The following is a 16809-nucleotide window of genomic DNA, read 5'->3' on the forward strand; positions in this document are numbered from 1 at the left end:
AGGAGGAAGAGAACATGAGCCCCGATGTAAAGGACCGAATTACTGCTGTTCAAGCGACGGTCATTCTAGCCAATTATACGATTGCGGCAGGGGTGCTTACGCTTCCTCGGACCATTGTAGAGGCCAGTGGCAGTCCAGATGTATGGATAAGTATTTTGTTAGGGGGAGTAATCTCCTTTCTGTTCGGATTGATCATAGTGAAGCTTAGTCAACGCTTCCCAGGCCAAACTTTTTTTCAATATATCGGGAAGATCATCGGCAAGCCACTCGGAATGGTTCTCTCAATAGGAGTCATTGGATATTTTCTCAGTATCGCCGGTTTTGAGATACGTTCGGTGCAGGAAGTGACCTCTTTTTTTCTACTGGAAGGAACACCTCCTTGGGCGATAGTGGCTGCTTTTATATGGATTGCCTTCTATTTATGCAGAGGAGGAATTAATGCGATCACTAGCATGTGCAGACTTATTGTTCCGATCACCTGGACAGTGTTTCTAGGAGTTTGTCTGCTTAGTTTCGAAGTTTTCGACCTCAATAACCTGCTTCCCGTCCTTGGAAACGGATTGGAACCCGTATGGAAAGGGATTAGGCCAACCATCCTGACCTTTACAGCTGGAGAAGCAATGCTGTTCGTTGTTGCTTTTATGGACAAGCCCCAAAAAGCAGTGAAGGTAATAATAGCTGGAACTTGTATATCGACGATATTTTATGTTCTGGCAGTTGTAGCGACTATAGGTGCCTTTTCTATAGATGGAGTTCTCACAAGAACCTGGCCGTTTCTCGATCTTGTACGAAGTTTTGAAGTGAACTATCTCATCTTTGAGAGGTTTGAGTCGTTGTTGTTAGTGATATGGATTATGCAGATCTTTTGTACCTTTTGTGTTGCGATTTATGCAGCGGCGTTAGGCTTGTCTCAAATCATTCATAGAAACTTCAAAAGCTGTTTATTGGCGTTACTTCCTGTTGTTTATATAGTTTCTAGGATTCCTCCCAATGTGAATGCTTTGTTTGCTTTAGGATCAGGCATCGGTGATTGTATGCTTATTTTATTCGGTTTGCTTCCCTTACCATTATTAATCATCACCTACTTCCGGAGGGCTGCTTCATGAAAAAATGGAGGTTGTGGATCGTACTCTCTGTACTGTGTTCTCTGTTATCAGGCTGCTGGAGCAGCACACCGATTGAGGAGTTAAACATGCAGATTGGTGTTGCACTAGACAGTGCGGAGGAGTCAGGAGGCGAGGAAATAGCTAAGTCTGAAGGGGAGAATCATGCAAAGCCTACAAAAATAATAAGCACCTATCAATTTACGATTCCGCAGGGGTCGGGAGGGGCTGTTATGAAGTCTTCTGCCAGTTCCTCTTCCTCCTCCTTTAAGAATTACTATAATATGAGTGAAACTAGTGATTCTATCTTTGAAGCGATGCGGCAGCTTTCACTGCGTACTAGACGCACTCCGATTGGTCATCATTTAAAGGTTATTGTGATTAGTGAAAAACTCGCGCGTTCCAACAACCTTACTAAAATCATAGATTTCTTTACTCGGGATAATGATATTCGTCCGAGTGTTATGTTATTTGTCAGCAAGGGAATGGCCAAAGATGTATTGGAAAATGCACTACCGGGTCAGACTCCTGCTTTTGTACTTGAAGGCATCTTCAATAATAGAGACCGGAATATGGGGATATGGGAGCCGGTAACTTTGGCAAAAGTAGTTGGCCCATTGCAAGGAAAGAAAAGCTTCTTATTGCAAAATGTTATCGCTATTGATCAGGAGACAAAGCTATCAGGAGCAGGCGTAATCAAAGGGACAACGGGGAAGCTTGTTGGATTTTTGGATGAGTCGGAACTGGAGGGGATGGCTTGGCTGACCGGAAAGGGGTTAGGAGGAGTGCTTAAGACGTATAATCCGGATACCAATGACCTCTTAACCTATGAGGTGAAATCCATGCATAGCAAGATCAAAGCTAATGTGAACAATGGGCAGATCTCTTTTAACGTGAAAATAAAATCTACAGGTAGATATGCCGAGGTCTTTGCCGAGAAACCGAAGAAATTACATGACGGAATTGTAAAGAAGGATAAAGCTTTGCTGCAGAAGCGTGTCCTAGAATTGGTACAAACTACTGTAACAAAAATGCAGAAGGAACTGCATACCGAAGCTGCCGGTTTCGGCACCAGTCTACATAATCAGCATCCAGCCGTATGGCGGAGCGTCAAGGATAACTGGGACGAAACCTTCAGCCAAATTCCGATTACCTATGAAGTAAATGTGAATATAGAAGAATACGGCGCATCAGATACAACGGCTGAATAAAGAGGTTATAAAAGATTCAGAGTTACTTTATTTGATGTGTGAGCGGTATGACATCATTTTGGTGCAGTGCATCGAGTACCTCGGTTTTTAATTCTTCAGTAAAGGTATTCCATGTTTTTTTGCCGACATTCAGCTCTTCTCGCCCAATAGCATTTAGTGTTTCCAGCCATAGGCGTTTATCGTTAATTAGCCCGAGTTGATCTTGAATCTGCTTATATATTTCCTCATGGGCATGAAATTTCTGATTTAACGCAAAAGAGGCTGCACTAGCGGTATATCGCAGTTCCTTAGCAGCCATCCTCAGCTCATGCAGTGAGTCGAAGGCTGCTTCTGATTCGGCATCTTGTCCACGAAATATAGCCTTGCAAGCTTTTTTCTTCTGCTCGTAAGCTACCTCAAGTTCGCGCATGACAACGTTGGCATCTTTTTTCGCTACCAGGGCCTCTAGCTGTTCACTTAGAAAAGCTTTCCACTTCTCATCCAGATCCTCATTGATTAGCTTAGGTAGCTCATCGGCCAGCTTTTTACGATAAGTTTTGCGCTTGTCCTTTTGGTGGTCGATCACAGCCTTCAACAGTTCTACTGTCTTTGTATCGCCGTTTTCCTTGGCGTGTTTACGTTTAGTCTTGAACGATTCAATCAGAACGTCTGCATCTCTGACCTTGCCTAATCTCTTTTGGGCTTTTTCAAATAGGGGGTATAGCCCTAGAGTATGACCAGGGTCGAGAATGGAAAGCAGTGTTAACAGCTTGCGGCAGTTCACTCTTGCTTGGTGAATGTCCTCGTCATCAAATTTGCTAATTGCATCATGGCAGTAATCCCAGAAATCAATATACAGCAGGTTAAGTGCCTGTTCCCATTGTCTTGTCTTGGTTAACTGTCGTTCCTTCATCACTTCCACTGTCATGCGGCATCACTCCTTAACGTTGTGTATAGCATGAACCTAAGGCTACCCCCTATTCGAGCTGGGGCATGTTCGTATACTATAAGGATAGCGTTATCATAACCTCATTTCAATTCTGATTTCGACTAGCGAGGCAGAACGATTACAATATCACGGATAATACGGGAAAGAGGGGAATCGGTGGATACTCGGGAGTACGATGCAATGATCAATGGATCTGTTGATAGAAGTAAAGAAGTCATCGGACTTCCTGCAGAAATGGGACTTTTCCAGCATCTAATCTTAAAGGATGACAGGATAGATGAGAAAGCAGGGGGCATCGGGGAGATGTTGATCCCGTTCGCCTTTGAAGAGACCCTTTGTAGGGATGTCGGAGCGGGACTTGTTCCTCCTAGTCTGCACCTATGGAGTCATTCCGGAGGTGTTGTGCTCGGCCTACGGGACAGCAAGCTTCCGTACGCGGCTCAAGCGATGGCTAAGTTGGAGCAGCAAGGAATTCGTACAGCGGTAAGACATTCCGGTGGTGCTGCGGTGCCTCTGGATGATGGAATTGTTAATGTTTCGCTAGTTCTCCCCAAAGGACGCGGAAAGCTGGACTTTCATGATGACTTTAGGCTTCTGGCTTCTCTGATCACTGAGGCAGTTGCTATGAGTCATCCACAGGCTGCGGCTCAAATTGAGGCTGGTGAAATTGTTGGTTCTTACTGCCCGGGGGACTTCGATTTGGCGATCGGTGGGCGGAAATTTTGCGGCATTGCTCAGCGTAGACAAAATAATGCCTATTTCGTACATGCATTTGTAGTGGTTTCGGGTTCGGGACAGGAACGTGGTGAACTCATTCATAAATTTTATGAGCAAGCCTCTGGAGGAGACTCAGCATTATCTTATCCGCGGGTTCGTCCAGAGACGATCGCTGGGCTTGGCGAACTAGGCGGACCGAATGCGACTGAAGTATTTGCCGAAGGCATTAGACAAGCATTAGCCCACCGTGGAGTGGTGCTTAAATCCTCTGACAGGATACAGCAGAAGACCGGATATTTCCTAGACTATGAAGATCCGCGTGTTCTGGATGCTGCGCGAGTTCTGCATGAACGTTATGCCCAAGGATAAATGGATATTGAGCATCGTTAAGAAGGACGTAACGGAAATCTGGCGAGAGGCCAGCATCTGTTACGTTCTTTTTAATCATATAAGTCCGGACGTCTGTCTGCAAAAATCGGGATTTGTGCTCGAATTTCACGCACCATATGTAAATCGATATCCCCCGTTAGGATTTCTTCCCCTTCAGAAGCTTCACATAAAATATCTCCCCAAGGATCAATTATCATAGAATGCCCAGCAAAGGTATTGTTAGGATCGCTTCCTGCACGGTTGCAGGCTACTACATAACATTGGTTCTCGATCGCTCGGCTGATCAGTAGTGCACGCCAATGTGATAGCCTGGATAATGGCCATTCTGCACTGACAAACAAGATTTCTGCGCCTTGTGCGGTATGGGCACGAACCCATTCTGGAAATCGGATATCATAACAGATTAATCCGGCACATAACGTGCCCTCCAATGTGAAGAGGCCTTTGTCTTCTCCAGGCTGCAAATATAGATGTTCATCCATTAGCTGAAACAAATGTAGCTTACTATATTCGCCAACGAGTTCGCCAGTTCGATTAAATACAAACATACGATTAGTTACACCGGAGGCGTTCTTGCTAGCGACTGAACCAGCGACGATATTGATGTTGTATTGTCTGGCTAAGCTGGAGATGAATTCCTTGGTAATTTCTCCTTCTGGATCGCTAATATCTTCTAGTCGGGTCAGATCATAGCCAGTGGTCCAAAGCTCAGGGAGAATAAGACAGTCGGGGGCTGTGGCGGCCGCTACACTAATTTTATTTGCTACAGCAGCATAATTCATATCGGGTTTGCCAAATGCTATATCCAGCTGAATCAGGGAGATTCTCATAGGATTCCTCCTTTTTGTTCAAGACTATAGCACCATAAGAGGATAAGCAATGTTGATTTTTAAAAAATGATTTGATATATTAGTTGACGGGTCAATGATTATCAGTTAGTATAATTTTATACAAAACAATTGCATGCAATTAAATTTATAAAGGAGGTATATTTTGACGGAGCACTATCCTGAGGAAGACCGCATATTTGAACTGCTGCAGGCATTAAACAAGGGAATCTGTCCGAAATTCGAACGATGTGCTGGGATTAGTCCCACACGGCTTCGCCTCCTGCATGAACTATTCCAGGTGGATGAAGTCAGCCAAATTACGCTGCAAAAGGGCATGGATATAGATGCGGCCGCCGTCACTCGGCACTTGAAAGGGATGGAAGAGAGTGGTACGATCACTCGCCGCAACAATCCCGCAGATAACAGGGTTACATTGGTCTCATTAACGGATCAAGGGCGGGAAAGAATGATTCAATATGGCGAAGAGAAGAGACGATTTGTCGCTACTCTGCTTACTGGATTTAACGATCAGGAGCGAAAAGTGCTCATAGATATGCTTAATCGTCTGCAATCTAATATCAATCTGTTGTAACTGTAACTGTAACTGTAACTGTAACTGTAACTGTAACTACCCAAATTACACATTCAAAGGAGAAATACACATATGAACGCTACACAAACACAAACCAATGATTTTAAAGAAATTATTACGGGTCGCCGCTCTATCCGCAAATATGATCCATCCGTTAAGATCAGCAAAGAAGAGATGACTCAGATTCTTACGGAAGCGACTCTTGCACCTTCTTCTGTAAACATGCAGCCTTGGCGGTTTCTTGTCATTGAAAGTGAAGAAGCAAAAGCTACTTTAGCTCCTCTTGCTCGCTTTAATGGCGTACAAGTTGAAACCTCTGCAGCTATGATTGCCATCTTTGGTGATTTGAACAATTTCGACTATGCGGAGGAGATTTATGGCACAGCTGTTGAACGTGGACTAATGCCTGCTGAAGTAAAAGAAAACCAATTAACTAGATTATCTGCTCACTTTGCTACCTTGCCACGTGAAGTTAACAAAGATACTGTGCTTATTGATGGTGCTCTTGTTGCAATGCAATTGATGCTGGTTGCCCGTGCACATGGATACGATACAAACCCAATCGGCGGTTATGAAAAAGATCAAATCGCAGAAGCGTTTGGCATGGAAAAAGATCGTTATGTTCCTGTAATGTTGCTTTCCATCGGTAAGGCTGTTGATGCAGGTTACCCATCTGTCCGTTTGCCTATCGATAAAATTGCTGAGTGGAAATAATACTTTATACTTTAGGAGGAAAATACAATGATCATTATCCATGCAGTACTTAAAGTGAATCCGGAACGTCGCGAGCAGTTTTTGGCGGAGTCCAAAACACTTCTCACAGCTACTCACGCTGAAGAAGGAAATCTCTCATACGAGCTGTATGAGAATGCTGGAGAAGCAAACTCATTTATTATGGTGGAGACTTGGCGCGACGCTGAAGCCGTATCCAGCCACAATACGAGCGCTCATTTTACCGCGTTCTCAGCTAAAGCTGGTGAATTCTTGGCTGCGCCACTAGACGTAAAAGTATTTAGCGCAGAGCAAGTGAAATAAGTTATCTCGATTCTTAGTAAATCCTGGTTGATCTTAAACAGGGATGTTCCATAGCCATAATGGCTGCGGGGCATTCCTGTTTTTTATGTTCCCCGTTTATAAGGAGGAGTTCAAGGGTATCTATCCTTACCTTGATACATGTGCACTCACAATAAAGATAGGGGATCTTACATATGGAAATACAGAAAAATATGATCGATATCGTGAACTATTATTTATCAGGCGGTTCACTTGCCCGCATTATGGGCGAAGCAGGAGAAGAGGCGGAGCGCAGACTAATGGGGATCGACCTGGAGGCGGCTAGAGCATACCGACAGTCCATTGGCGGAGTCATTACGGAGGGTGAGCAGCTATTTCAGGTTCCTGGCTTTAGCCCAAGATTGCTGGGACAACTTACTGAAGTATTAGACAGATTAGATTCAGACAAGCTAAAAGCTCTGGCCCCACAAACCACATGGAATAACCAAGTAGATCCTTACGTGAATGGACCCGAGTGCCTAGGGATGATACTAGAAGAAATAAAGAAGGCACAGCATTATATTCACCTGTCCGTGATGCTCTTCTTTAATGACCATTCAGGCAATCTGGTTGCAGATGAATTATTTCACGCCCTTAAACGGGGGGTGAAGGTACGGATCATGGTCAATTACGCGCTGACAGCTTTAGGGTATGAGAACAATCTGGCGTTTGGTCAATTTTCCAAGATTTCTGAAAGGCTCGAGAATGCAGGAGCTAAGCTGTTGAATACCTTCAATTCTTATTATACAGCCGTAGAATGGCGTGTGAAGCGGAAGGCGCTGAAGCAACAAGGCGTACCGGAAAGTATCCTGTTCTTACAGGATAAAGTACAAGAGGACGTTGAAATCACTGGGCTGAATGTCATTGATCATCGGAAGTTTATGGTCATTGATGGGGTAACCTCTATTATTGGCAGCCTGAATATTGGAGATCAATACACGTACGTGACGCCTGTTCAGGCATCTTCTTCGATCAGTATAGAAGGACATCTACAGGGGATTCCTAGTAAAAAAGAGGAGTGGCATGATGGCTGCTTCCGGATCCGTGGCGCGGCGGCGCAGCCTTTAAATGCTAAGTTTCATTCCCGTTGGTTACTTCTGGGAGGTGATCATTTTGACGTGGATGATGCCTTCTACCATCCGAATGTAAATTATCATTTTGGGGAGGAAGAATGTACACTGTTTGCAAGCTTTCCGGGTAATCCAGTTAACTTAATTCAGCAATACTATTTGAATTTAATTACCTATGCGACTGAGGAGACGGTGATTGTAAATCCTTATTTGATTGATCAAGAGTTTTGGGATCGGCTGGGGGAGCTGGGGCCAGACTGTTCCTGTCATCTGAGCATCTGCAATCCGCTGAAGGTTAATGATCATCCTACCAATACTGCGGCGGTACGAGGCAATATGTATAAGCCGTTTCTCAATGGGGTTTCCTTTTATGATTACAGCTTCACAGGTCGTTTTTCACATTGGAAAATAACCTATGACCATAGATCACGGGCGGTATTTCATGGCTCCTACAACATCAATGAGAGAAGCGCCTGCCACGATTTCGAGCTGGGAATACTGGTGAAAGGGGAGGCATTCGCAGCGCGGATAAAGTCTATGATCGATTATGATCTGGGTGTCTCACGGAGAATTACGAAGAAAAGTGAGTTCTTTAAGCATCCTTGGCTGCATCCTAGTATGTATCTGAATAAAGTTACTCAGAATTACACTTGATAATATCGGTTCATTGTCATGTATAATGATCGTTATAAATTATCAAGGTGGAGTAATAGCTATGAAAATCAAAATTACAAAGAGTGGCATGAAAAAGGATGAGGTATTCTTTCGCACAGAGTTTGGCGAGGGTCGGGGGATCTGGTGCGGAGCTCCTGTGGAGCCAGATAAGGAAACAGATGTGGAATTCGAGCTTTCGGAGCTGCTGATGAGATGGGTGGATATTCTGCCTGCACCTGCTAGTGAGTTCAATACAAGGTTAGAGGGAGATAAGGTTGTTTTTACCGGTGTGCTGGAGAATATTGAAGAGGACGGAACAGGATTTTTGCGAATAGGTGAAAGTTTAGTGATGTTCGAGTGTCTCGGTGAGCCTATGGCGCTTGGTGTGTTTGTAGAAGTACAGGTTCGTAATGTGAGCATCTACCCCTTGAGTATTTGACGCTTATCAGGGACTAAGATAACATACAAAGATGACATTAGAATCAGAAGTAAGCTATGAGGAGTAGAAGTCTATGAACACCGAAATTCAGCAATTTAAGACCGAATTCTTCAAGGCGCTGGCTCATCCAATGCGAATTCGTATACTGGAACTGCTCAGCGAAGGTGAGAAGAATGTGAATGAGCTACAAGCCATTCTAGGATCAGAAGGTTCTGCTGTATCCCAGCAGTTAGCTGTTTTACGCGCTAAGAATGTAGTAGCCAGTGTAAAAGAAGGTACCACTGTGATCTATTCGTTACGTGATCCTCTGATTAAAGATCTTCTGGTCGTAGCTAAACAAATATTTGATAACCATCTGGTGAATACCATTTCATTGCTCGAAGGTATGCGCGGAGAATGAAGGAATAACATTATTTTGGCGTTGACAACAGTTGCGTCCTAGAGTAATGTTCTTCTTATATTCAAATAATCAGATATTTAAAGAAAAGAAGGTTTGATCATGACAGGGTGGGGCCGATATAAAGGCTACAACATGAATGCATTTCGCAAGGATTTGATTTCGGGAACAATTGTTGGTGTTATTGCCATTCCTTTGGGGATGGCATTTGCTATTGCATCTGGTGTAAAACCGGAGTATGGCATTTACACGACAATCGTTGCCGGAATATGTATTTCATTGTTCGGAGGATCAAAATTTCAAATTGGTGGGCCAACAGGTGCTTTTATTCCTATCTTGTTTGCCATTGCGATGGAGTATGGCTATGAGAACTTGCTTATCGCTGGGATGATGGCAGGGGTTATTCTAGTTCTCATGGGGTTATTAAAGCTGGGTGTATTGATTAAGTTTATTCCGAGGCCAGTAACGATTGGTTTCACAGCAGGGATAGCGGTCATTATCTTCACCGGGCAGATTGCTAATTTCCTTGGACTAAGGAATATAGAACGGCATGAGAGCTTTGTAAATAATATGAAAGAAATAGGGCTTCACCTATCGACGATGAATGGATACAGTATTCTGACCGCTGTGATTTGTCTTACCGTCGTTATCCTAGCGATTCGATTCGCTCCGAAGGTGCCTGGATCATTGGTAGGTCTTCTGTGCGCGACTGTGGTTGCTGCGTTATTCTTTAGCGGCAAAGTGACTACGATTGGCTCTGCTTACGGAGAAATCCCTAATACCTTACCGAGCTTTCGATTTCCGGACATTACTTGGGAACGAATTACCCTGCTAATTCGTCCGGCATTTATCATTGCAATGCTAGGTGCTATAGAGTCATTGTTATCCGCTGTTGTAGCGGATGGAATGACAGGCAGCCGCCATAATAGTAACCGAGAGCTGATCGGTCAGGGAATCGCAAATATTGCTGCTCCATTGTTCGGGGGCATACCAGCGACAGGAGCAATTGCTAGAACAGCGACGAACATCAAGAGTGGCGCTGTTTCTCCCATCTCGGGGATCGTTCACGGTGTTGTGGTGTTTCTAATTCTCCTGTTGCTCGCACCCTATGCTTCCAGTATTCCTTTAGCTGCGATGGCACCGATCTTAATGGTAGTAGCTTGGAATATGAGTGAGCGCAAAGAGTTCCTTCATCTGCTTAAGATCAAGACCGGCGATTCCTTGGTGTTATTCATCACCTTCTTGTTAACGATATTTGCAGATTTAACGCTGGCTGTAGAGGTGGGATTAATTCTTGCGGTTATTCTGTTTGTGAAACGAATGGGAGAGGTTCATTTGGTAGCCAAAGTGCTGCCTGATCCGAAGTCCGTTAAGGTAGAGGCACATATGGTTACGGAGAGTCATGACTGTCCGCAAATTGGAATTTACACGGTGGAAGGTCCGCTGTTTTTTGGCGCTGCTTATCGATTCGATGACACTATGCCAAGCTATGGTTCAGATCAACCTAGAATTATATTAATGCGGATGGGGAAAGTACCCTTCATGGATACCACTGGAGAATCCAATTTAGCAGAGCTGGTGCGGCATTTACAAGCTGTTGGAGGGAAACTTATGATCTCAGGTATTCAGCCACAGCCGCTTGAGCTACTCAAGAGAACTGGACTGTATAGTACGATAGGTGAGGCTCAGTTTTATCCGCACACCGGGGAAGCCATTAATGACGCACTTAACAGCATCGATTACAACAAGTGTATTGGATGTAGCCATGCCGCTTTTAGGGAGTGTACAGCGTTCTCCTGTCTGGAAGAGGCGGGAAGTGTGCGCGGTCTGAAAGGGCGTAAGAAACCTGTAATTGCACCTGAACTAAATAGTGGTCTTTGAGTGAAATAGATAAGAGTCAGCCCGGACGTTTTTGCGTCCGGGTTTTTCTGTTCAAATATAAGAATTTAAGTTTCACATCATATATTATCCTTATATTTCTCGCTTAAACGCTTATCGTCCTAATAAGGACGACAAAGGCGTTTATGCTTGAGATTGGACTTGGGAATGCCAAATTTGTACAATTGGGTATAAGTTAAATGTAAACTATCTCGATAAGGAGAATATAAGCTCATGAAGGAATTGCATTATCCGAAGGTGTTTATGCTCTTGGCAGGTCTGTCTGTGGCGACATTGGCCGTATATCGTGTAGTGTCACTACAGACGGATTCGTTTTATGCATTTTTACTCTGGAATTTATTCCTGGCTTGGATTCCGTTCCTGTTCTCTATGGCTGCTTATGAATTAGATAAAAGGAAGATAGGCGGATTGCTGCTTGTTCCGCTAGGCGTCGCTTGGCTGCTGTTCTTTCCGAACGCGCCTTATCTCATGACGGATCTGGTGCATCTGACGATAAGAAAAAGCAGATATATCGTGGATGGCACCATTCAGAATCGGTATTGGTATGATCTGGTTACCCTCTTATTATTCACTTGGAGCGGCTGGTTGACTGGTTTCTTCTCTTTATACCAGTTCCAGACGGTTGTTTATCGCAAAAGCAGCCTGCTGTTCTCTTGGATATTCGTATTCGCAGCATGTGTACTTGGGGGGTATGGTGTCCTGCTTGGCCGAGTCTACAGGCTGAATAGCTGGGATGTACTGACGGACCGGCATCAGTTGTACCAACTGGTTATGGACAGCTTGAATCGACAGTCGGTATTTTTTAGCTTGTTCATAGCGTTTGTATTGCTGGTTATCTACGCTACGATGTACTGTTTGCTGAATGGTCTTGGAATCAGTGAAAGAGGAAGGGGCGCTAAGCGCATACGTGGTTAATCCATAAATTCCGGATCAAATTGGTATTGCTTCAGATCTACCACACCTTTTTCATTAAAAATAATCCCTTCCTCCTGTAAATAAAGCTTCTGGAGGGAGTTGGATTCATCTTCAGTCAAGGCGATCATTCCTTTGGCGTTGATAACCCGATGCCAGGGAAGCTTATATTTTCTACTCATGGAGTGAAGGATACGAACTACCTGCCTTGCGCCTCTTGGGCTTCCTGCCGCACGAGCAACGCCTCCGTAAGTCATCACTTTTCCTTCAGGTATAGATTGTATGATACGAATCACTTGTTCTGTAAATGGTGTCATAGGGAGCTCCTATCTCTTATTTTCATCAAATTATACCAGATGATCATTACAATCATAAACATTCAACATGCCGCTGCTAAAGCGGCTTTTTTTATTTTAACAGAAGGAGTTTAATCTCCTTTGCGAAGAAGTTGATCCCTTTTAAGTATAATTTTGGCGGATAGTATTTAGTGAGATGGGGGATAATTTCTAGGAAACTATTGTGACAGGAGTGACTACTGTGGAGAAACAGACAGCAGATGGTAACCGCAAAGATTCCCTGAAAAATACGACGTCTGGACAGACTCCGAGTACGTCACTAGATGAAATGATGAATCTGTTTCGACAAATATTCAAGGATGATGGAACACTTAGAATAAGGGTGATAAATAATATCCATAGTGACGGCATCCGCTGCGGATTAGTCTATGTAGACGGAATGGTAGACAGGGAAATGATCCAGTACGGGGTGATAAAGCCTCTAATGGATTTTGATTTTACGGCAATGGATAGCGGGAATACAGCTGAAATGATGGAGAAAATTCGGACGCTGGTTATTAACATTAGCGATGTGGTCTGCTCTACGAGTTTGGATGAGATGGTTAGCGCGGTCGTAGCCGGAAAAACTTTGTTTCTGATGGATGGCTTTGCGGGTGCGCTTAACATTAGTGCGCAGGGGTGGGAAACGAAGGCCATCGCGGAGCCTGTGACGGAAAAAAGTGTAAAGGGTCCGCGAGAAGGTTTTACAGAGTCGCTGCTTGTAAACTTGACGCTCATTCGCCGAAGAGTGCAAAGTCCGGACTTAAAGATTATTTATGGTCAAGTCGGGACTCGCTCCAAAACACAAACTTGTATTTGTTATATCGAAGGTTTGGCCTCACCGGATGTTATTAAAGAGCTGCAGAACCGAATTCAACAGGTGGACATAGATGTTGTATTGGATACGTCTATTCTTTCGGAGCTTATTCGAGATGAACCCTTTTCACCCTTTGAAATGACGGGAAGCACAGAACGTCCTGATTCTGTAGTAAGCAAAATTATGGAGGGTAGAGTTGCCTTATTAATGGAAGGCAGTCCTTATGCAATGACAGTACCCTATTTGTTTGTGGAGAATTTTCAGGCCAGTGCTGATTATTATATTAACTATTACTTTGGTTCGTTTAACCGAATGATAAGGGTACTTGGAGCCTTTTTGTCTATTAGTATTCCTGCTTTGTACGTAGCGTTGGTTACCTATAGTCAGGAAATGCTGCCTACCATGTTGTTACTTAGTATTTCAACGTCGAGAGTAGCCGTTCCTTTTCCAACTGTGGTGGAGGTCTTGTTCATGCTAACGATATTTGAAATTCTGCGAGAGGCAGGAGAACGAATACCGACCTACATTGGTCAGGCGATTAGCATCGTAGGTGCGCTTGTACTGGGTCAGGCGGCTGTGGAAGCGAGAATCGTTAGCGCTCCTATGATTATTGTAGTGGGTTTAACAGGAATTATGGCTTTGCTTAACCCAAGACTGACAGGTCCTCTAATCGTAGTAAGGTCGCTTTTGCTGTTCGTAACCTTTTTTATGGGATTATATGGGTATTTTTTGGGTGTGATCGGTTTAGTGATTCATTTGATGAGTTTACGTTCCTTTGGGGTTCAGTACATGCTTGGAGTAGGTTCTATTCATCCGCAGGACATTAAGGATACAGCTATAAGGGCGCCGTGGTGGCATATGTATTTACGTCCGGCGATGATTGGAGCGCGTAACCGAAAGAGAAAAGCGACCAATAAAGTAAGGAATCGGTCATGAAAAAAATCAAAAAAGGGTTGCTAGCTTGTATATCGCTATTACTTCTGGTAAGTACCTTGGGTTGTTGGGATTACGCCGAAATTGAAGATAGGGCAGTTGTAGCAGGCGTGGGCATCGATAAGGATTCTGACGGGAAGCTACTAGCAACGGTCGAAATTGTGGATACGAAAGAGGGGATGAAATCTAGTCAAGCGGGTTATAAGATGGTTAGTCTTTCAGGAAAAACGATGTTTGATATTGTAAGAAGCATGATTTCAATCACGGGAAAGAAACTATTTTGGAGTCATTCCAAGGCGATCATCCTCAGTGAGGAGATAGCGAAGGAAGGGGTTGTAAAAGTGATTGATTGGTACAACAGAGATACAGAAACTCGATCGGATGTATACGTGTTTGTTTCTAAAGAGAAGACGGCTCAGGAAGTAATTAATTTGAATAGCTCAACAGAAACTATTATGTCTTATGGTCTTGCTCAGCAGATGGCAATTGAACAAAATGTTAGTACGGCCCCGGTTGTGGAGATTTGGGACTTCATTGAAAAGCTGGAGACGCCCGGGGATTGTGCTATAGCTCCTCTTATTTATATTCACGAAAAAAATGGTCAGAAAAATCCGCGTGTTAGTGGAACTGCTATATTCAAAATGGACAAAATGATTGGCAAACTGAGTGGCGAAGAGACCAAGTACATGTTGTTTATTAAAGATGAGATAAAGGGTGGGGTGTTAACCGTGAATAACGAAAAGGGAGCCCCCGACTTCACACTTGAGATTTTTTCCAATAAAACAAAATTAAAGCCTGTTTGGGTAAACGGTAAGCTCCAATTACAGATAAATATGGTCACACATACCGGGCTTGATGAGGTAATGACTACTGAAGGATTCACTAGTCTGAATAGTAAGAATGTTATAGAGAAGCGTGCCGCTAAGGAATTACAGAAGCATATTCTCTCTGTAATTAAAAAGTTGCAGCAGGAATATCATTCCGATATTTTTGGATTCGGAGAGATTATCTTTGAGAATATGCCTAAGACCTGGACCGAGCTAGATAAAGATTGGGAGCGGGAATTCTCTGATCTAGATGTGGTTGTAAATTCAACAGTAATTATTGAGAGCAGTGCTCAAAACTCAAGATCTATCCAGATCCATCAAGAATAGGTGATAAAATTGGTTGTTATCGTTGTGTTGATCTACTTTTTTGTTGTATTGATGGATCCTTACGGATTGTTAAAGCAAGGGATAAAACGGGATTTTTATGTGTGTTGTACACTATGTCTGTTTTCTTTCTGTATTGCTTTTGCATTGGCCATGAAATGGCAGCTTCCTAGTCCTTCACCTTTAATTGTAAGCTGGATCAGCAAGTTATTTTAGTTACAAGTCCAAGAGGAGATTTAAGCATGAAAAAAGAGATCATACCCACAGGGCATTCTATAAGTATTGTTGTTCTATTTATTATTGGGACTTCACTATTCATGGGTCTGCCGGGGAAATCGGGCAACAGTAGCTGGATTGCTCTACTTTTTGCCATATCTTTAACGGTTCCCCTGCTGTTTATATACGCCAGATTTCATGTTCTTTTTCGGGGTAAGAATCTATTTGATATATTGATCATCGTATTTGGATCTATCTTTGGGAGAGTAGTTTCTTGTATGTATATATGGTACGCGCTGCATATGGGGGCTCTCGTTCTACGGAATTTTGGGGAATTTAGTAAAACGGTTGCCTTGACAGAGACGCCTATGATTGCACCCATGTTATGCGTAGGTCTGTTATGTATTTGGGTGGTTAAGGCAGGAATTGAGGTGATTGGGAGATGTGCTAAGCTATTTCTGCTGCTTCTTTTAGCTGAGGTTCTATTTATTGAAATCTTAGCCATTCCCAAGCTCAAGTATCACTATTTGAAGCCTTTTCTTGCCAGCGGATGGTCACCAATATTTGCAGATACATTTGGATCATTTACTTTTCCTTTTGCTGAAATTGTTCTTTTTATGGGCGTATTTAGTCATTTACCGGCAAAAGACTCAGCCAAAAAGATTCTGCTAAGCGGATTGCTGATTTCTGGTGGGGTGATTTTGCTCGTTTCTCTGCGGAATTTGCTGATTCTCAATCCTGATATTGTTCAAAGTTTATACTTCCCCTCTTATGTAGCGGTTAGTCGGATTAATATAGGGGATTTTTTGACCCGAATGGAGGCATCATCAGCACTTGGATTTGTCATCACGATATTCATAAAGGCTAGCTTATGTTTATATGTGGCTAGTGTTGGAGTCGCTAAATTATTCAAACTGAAGAGCTACCGATCCGTTGTGCTTCAGCTGGGATTGATTATGGTTTATTTCTCTCGATTTATCTTCAAGGATATTATGGAGATGCAGCATTTTGCCTATACTATTTATCCAATATATGCGCTTCCTTTTCAGGTGATTATTCCGTTGATATTGTGGATTTGTGCTGAAATTAAGGTTAGTAAAAGTAAAAATAAGCAGGTGGCATCACAGCAATAGACCTACTTTCGAACATTCCTGATCTCTAG

17 protein-coding genes are annotated in these 16809 nt (G+C 43.3%); 14 read left to right on the forward strand and 3 right to left on the reverse strand.

The features are described 5' to 3' along the window. The first annotated feature begins 14 nt into the window (after nucleotides 1–14). Both MKY99_RS02780 and MKY99_RS02785 read left to right on the forward strand, forming a co-directional pair. Entirely contained in the window at nucleotides 15–1106 is a 1092-nt protein-coding gene (locus MKY99_RS02780; RefSeq protein ID WP_339268528.1) for a GerAB/ArcD/ProY family transporter, read from the forward strand. Next, nucleotides 1103–2314 (forward strand): Ger(x)C family spore germination protein, encoded by a 1212-nt coding sequence (locus tag MKY99_RS02785; RefSeq protein ID WP_339268530.1) that lies wholly within the window; start codon nucleotides 1103–1105, stop codon nucleotides 2312–2314. Before MKY99_RS02780 ends, MKY99_RS02785 begins: the two co-directional genes overlap by 4 nt. 22 nt (nucleotides 2315–2336) lie before the next feature. Here MKY99_RS02785 and MKY99_RS02790 read toward each other — a convergent pair whose 3' ends face one another. Further along, on the reverse strand, nucleotides 2337–3221 hold the full coding sequence (locus tag MKY99_RS02790) for a CHAD domain-containing protein (RefSeq protein WP_339268532.1): 885 nt from the start codon (nucleotides 3219–3221) through the stop codon (nucleotides 2337–2339). 177 nt (nucleotides 3222–3398) lie between these two features. Between MKY99_RS02790 and MKY99_RS02795 the strand changes: the two genes are divergently transcribed. Continuing rightward, complete coding sequence (locus MKY99_RS02795) at nucleotides 3399–4328, forward strand: hypothetical protein (protein ID WP_339268534.1); 930 nt, start codon at nucleotides 3399–3401, stop codon at nucleotides 4326–4328. Between the two features lie 71 nt (nucleotides 4329–4399). On the opposite strand, the gene MKY99_RS02800 is transcribed toward MKY99_RS02795, so the two are convergent. Next, complete coding sequence (locus tag MKY99_RS02800; RefSeq protein ID WP_339268536.1) at nucleotides 4400–5179, reverse strand: carbon-nitrogen family hydrolase; 780 nt, start codon at nucleotides 5177–5179, stop codon at nucleotides 4400–4402. Nucleotides 5180–5342: 163 nt separating this feature from the next. Between MKY99_RS02800 and MKY99_RS02805 the strand changes: the two genes are divergently transcribed. The 8 genes from MKY99_RS02805 (at nucleotide 5343) to MKY99_RS02840 (ending at nucleotide 12198) form a co-directional block, all read left to right on the forward strand. Further along, the gene (locus tag MKY99_RS02805) at nucleotides 5343–5771 is read left to right on the forward strand and encodes a MarR family winged helix-turn-helix transcriptional regulator (protein WP_042184581.1); all 429 of its coding nucleotides are present in this window, start codon (nucleotides 5343–5345) and stop codon (nucleotides 5769–5771) included. 72 nt (nucleotides 5772–5843) lie between these two features. Continuing rightward, nucleotides 5844–6485, forward strand: coding sequence for a nitroreductase family protein (locus MKY99_RS02810; protein ID WP_339268538.1), 642 nt, complete (start codon nucleotides 5844–5846; stop codon nucleotides 6483–6485). Between the two features lie 27 nt (nucleotides 6486–6512). Beyond that, entirely contained in the window at nucleotides 6513–6806 is a 294-nt protein-coding gene (locus MKY99_RS02815) for a putative quinol monooxygenase (RefSeq protein ID WP_042184585.1), read from the forward strand. A 173-nt stretch (nucleotides 6807–6979) separates the two neighbouring features. Continuing rightward, entirely contained in the window at nucleotides 6980–8548 is a 1569-nt protein-coding gene (locus MKY99_RS02820) for a phospholipase D-like domain-containing protein (RefSeq protein WP_339268540.1), read from the forward strand. A gap of 61 nt (nucleotides 8549–8609) precedes the next feature. Then, nucleotides 8610–8987 (forward strand): hypothetical protein, encoded by a 378-nt coding sequence (locus MKY99_RS02825; protein ID WP_339268541.1) that lies wholly within the window; start codon nucleotides 8610–8612, stop codon nucleotides 8985–8987. A 73-nt stretch (nucleotides 8988–9060) separates the two neighbouring features. Beyond that, nucleotides 9061–9387 (forward strand): metalloregulator ArsR/SmtB family transcription factor, encoded by a 327-nt coding sequence (locus MKY99_RS02830; protein WP_042123860.1) that lies wholly within the window; start codon nucleotides 9061–9063, stop codon nucleotides 9385–9387. 99 nt (nucleotides 9388–9486) lie between these two features. Next, the gene (sulP, locus tag MKY99_RS02835; RefSeq protein ID WP_339268543.1) at nucleotides 9487–11265 is read left to right on the forward strand and encodes a sulfate permease; all 1779 of its coding nucleotides are present in this window, start codon (nucleotides 9487–9489) and stop codon (nucleotides 11263–11265) included. 231 nt (nucleotides 11266–11496) lie between these two features. Beyond that, the gene (locus tag MKY99_RS02840; RefSeq protein ID WP_339268544.1) at nucleotides 11497–12198 is read left to right on the forward strand and encodes a DUF1361 domain-containing protein; all 702 of its coding nucleotides are present in this window, start codon (nucleotides 11497–11499) and stop codon (nucleotides 12196–12198) included. On the opposite strand, the gene MKY99_RS02845 is transcribed toward MKY99_RS02840, so the two are convergent. Next, nucleotides 12195–12512 carry an MGMT family protein gene (locus MKY99_RS02845; RefSeq protein ID WP_042184593.1) on the reverse strand — a complete coding sequence of 106 codons (318 nt, stop codon included), beginning with the start codon at nucleotides 12510–12512 and terminating at the stop codon, nucleotides 12195–12197. The genes MKY99_RS02840 and MKY99_RS02845 overlap by 4 nt on opposite strands. Before the next feature lie 220 nt (nucleotides 12513–12732). Here MKY99_RS02845 and MKY99_RS02850 point away from each other — a divergent pair, with 220 nt between their 5' ends. From MKY99_RS02850 to MKY99_RS02860, 3 genes are all read left to right on the forward strand, one after another. Beyond that, entirely contained in the window at nucleotides 12733–14283 is a 1551-nt protein-coding gene (locus tag MKY99_RS02850; protein ID WP_339268547.1) for a spore germination protein, read from the forward strand. Continuing rightward, the gene (locus MKY99_RS02855) at nucleotides 14280–15434 is read left to right on the forward strand and encodes a Ger(x)C family spore germination protein (protein WP_339268548.1); all 1155 of its coding nucleotides are present in this window, start codon (nucleotides 14280–14282) and stop codon (nucleotides 15432–15434) included. Before MKY99_RS02850 ends, MKY99_RS02855 begins: the two co-directional genes overlap by 4 nt. A 239-nt stretch (nucleotides 15435–15673) precedes the next feature. Next, nucleotides 15674–16780, forward strand: coding sequence for an endospore germination permease (locus tag MKY99_RS02860; RefSeq protein ID WP_339268550.1), 1107 nt, complete (start codon nucleotides 15674–15676; stop codon nucleotides 16778–16780). The last annotated feature ends 29 nt before the right edge of the window (nucleotides 16781–16809 follow it).

The sequence above is a fragment of the Paenibacillus sp. FSL R5-0470 genome (assembly GCF_037975205.1).
Lineage (GTDB): Bacteria > Bacillota > Bacilli > Paenibacillales > Paenibacillaceae > Paenibacillus_AQ.

Coding starts and splice junctions, on each gene's coding strand:
- MKY99_RS02780 (WP_339268528.1), top strand. CDS start 15: ATGAGCCCCGATGTAAAGGACCGAATTACTGCTGTTCAAGCGACGGTC.
- MKY99_RS02785 (WP_339268530.1), top strand. CDS start 1,103: ATGAAAAAATGGAGGTTGTGGATCGTACTCTCTGTACTGTGTTCTCTG.
- MKY99_RS02790 (WP_339268532.1), bottom strand. CDS start 3,221: ATGACAGTGGAAGTGATGAAGGAACGACAGTTAACCAAGACAAGACAA.
- MKY99_RS02800 (WP_339268536.1), bottom strand. CDS start 5,179: ATGAGAATCTCCCTGATTCAGCTGGATATAGCATTTGGCAAACCCGAT.
- MKY99_RS02810 (WP_339268538.1), top strand. CDS start 5,844: ATGAACGCTACACAAACACAAACCAATGATTTTAAAGAAATTATTACG.
- MKY99_RS02815 (WP_042184585.1), top strand. CDS start 6,513: ATGATCATTATCCATGCAGTACTTAAAGTGAATCCGGAACGTCGCGAG.
- MKY99_RS02820 (WP_339268540.1), top strand. CDS start 6,980: ATGGAAATACAGAAAAATATGATCGATATCGTGAACTATTATTTATCA.
- MKY99_RS02825 (WP_339268541.1), top strand. CDS start 8,610: ATGAAAATCAAAATTACAAAGAGTGGCATGAAAAAGGATGAGGTATTC.
- MKY99_RS02830 (WP_042123860.1), top strand. CDS start 9,061: ATGAACACCGAAATTCAGCAATTTAAGACCGAATTCTTCAAGGCGCTG.
- sulP (WP_339268543.1), top strand. CDS start 9,487: ATGACAGGGTGGGGCCGATATAAAGGCTACAACATGAATGCATTTCGC.
- MKY99_RS02840 (WP_339268544.1), top strand. CDS start 11,497: ATGAAGGAATTGCATTATCCGAAGGTGTTTATGCTCTTGGCAGGTCTG.
- MKY99_RS02845 (WP_042184593.1), bottom strand. CDS start 12,512: ATGACACCATTTACAGAACAAGTGATTCGTATCATACAATCTATACCT.
- MKY99_RS02855 (WP_339268548.1), top strand. CDS start 14,280: ATGAAAAAAATCAAAAAAGGGTTGCTAGCTTGTATATCGCTATTACTT.
- MKY99_RS02860 (WP_339268550.1), top strand. CDS start 15,674: ATGAAAAAAGAGATCATACCCACAGGGCATTCTATAAGTATTGTTGTT.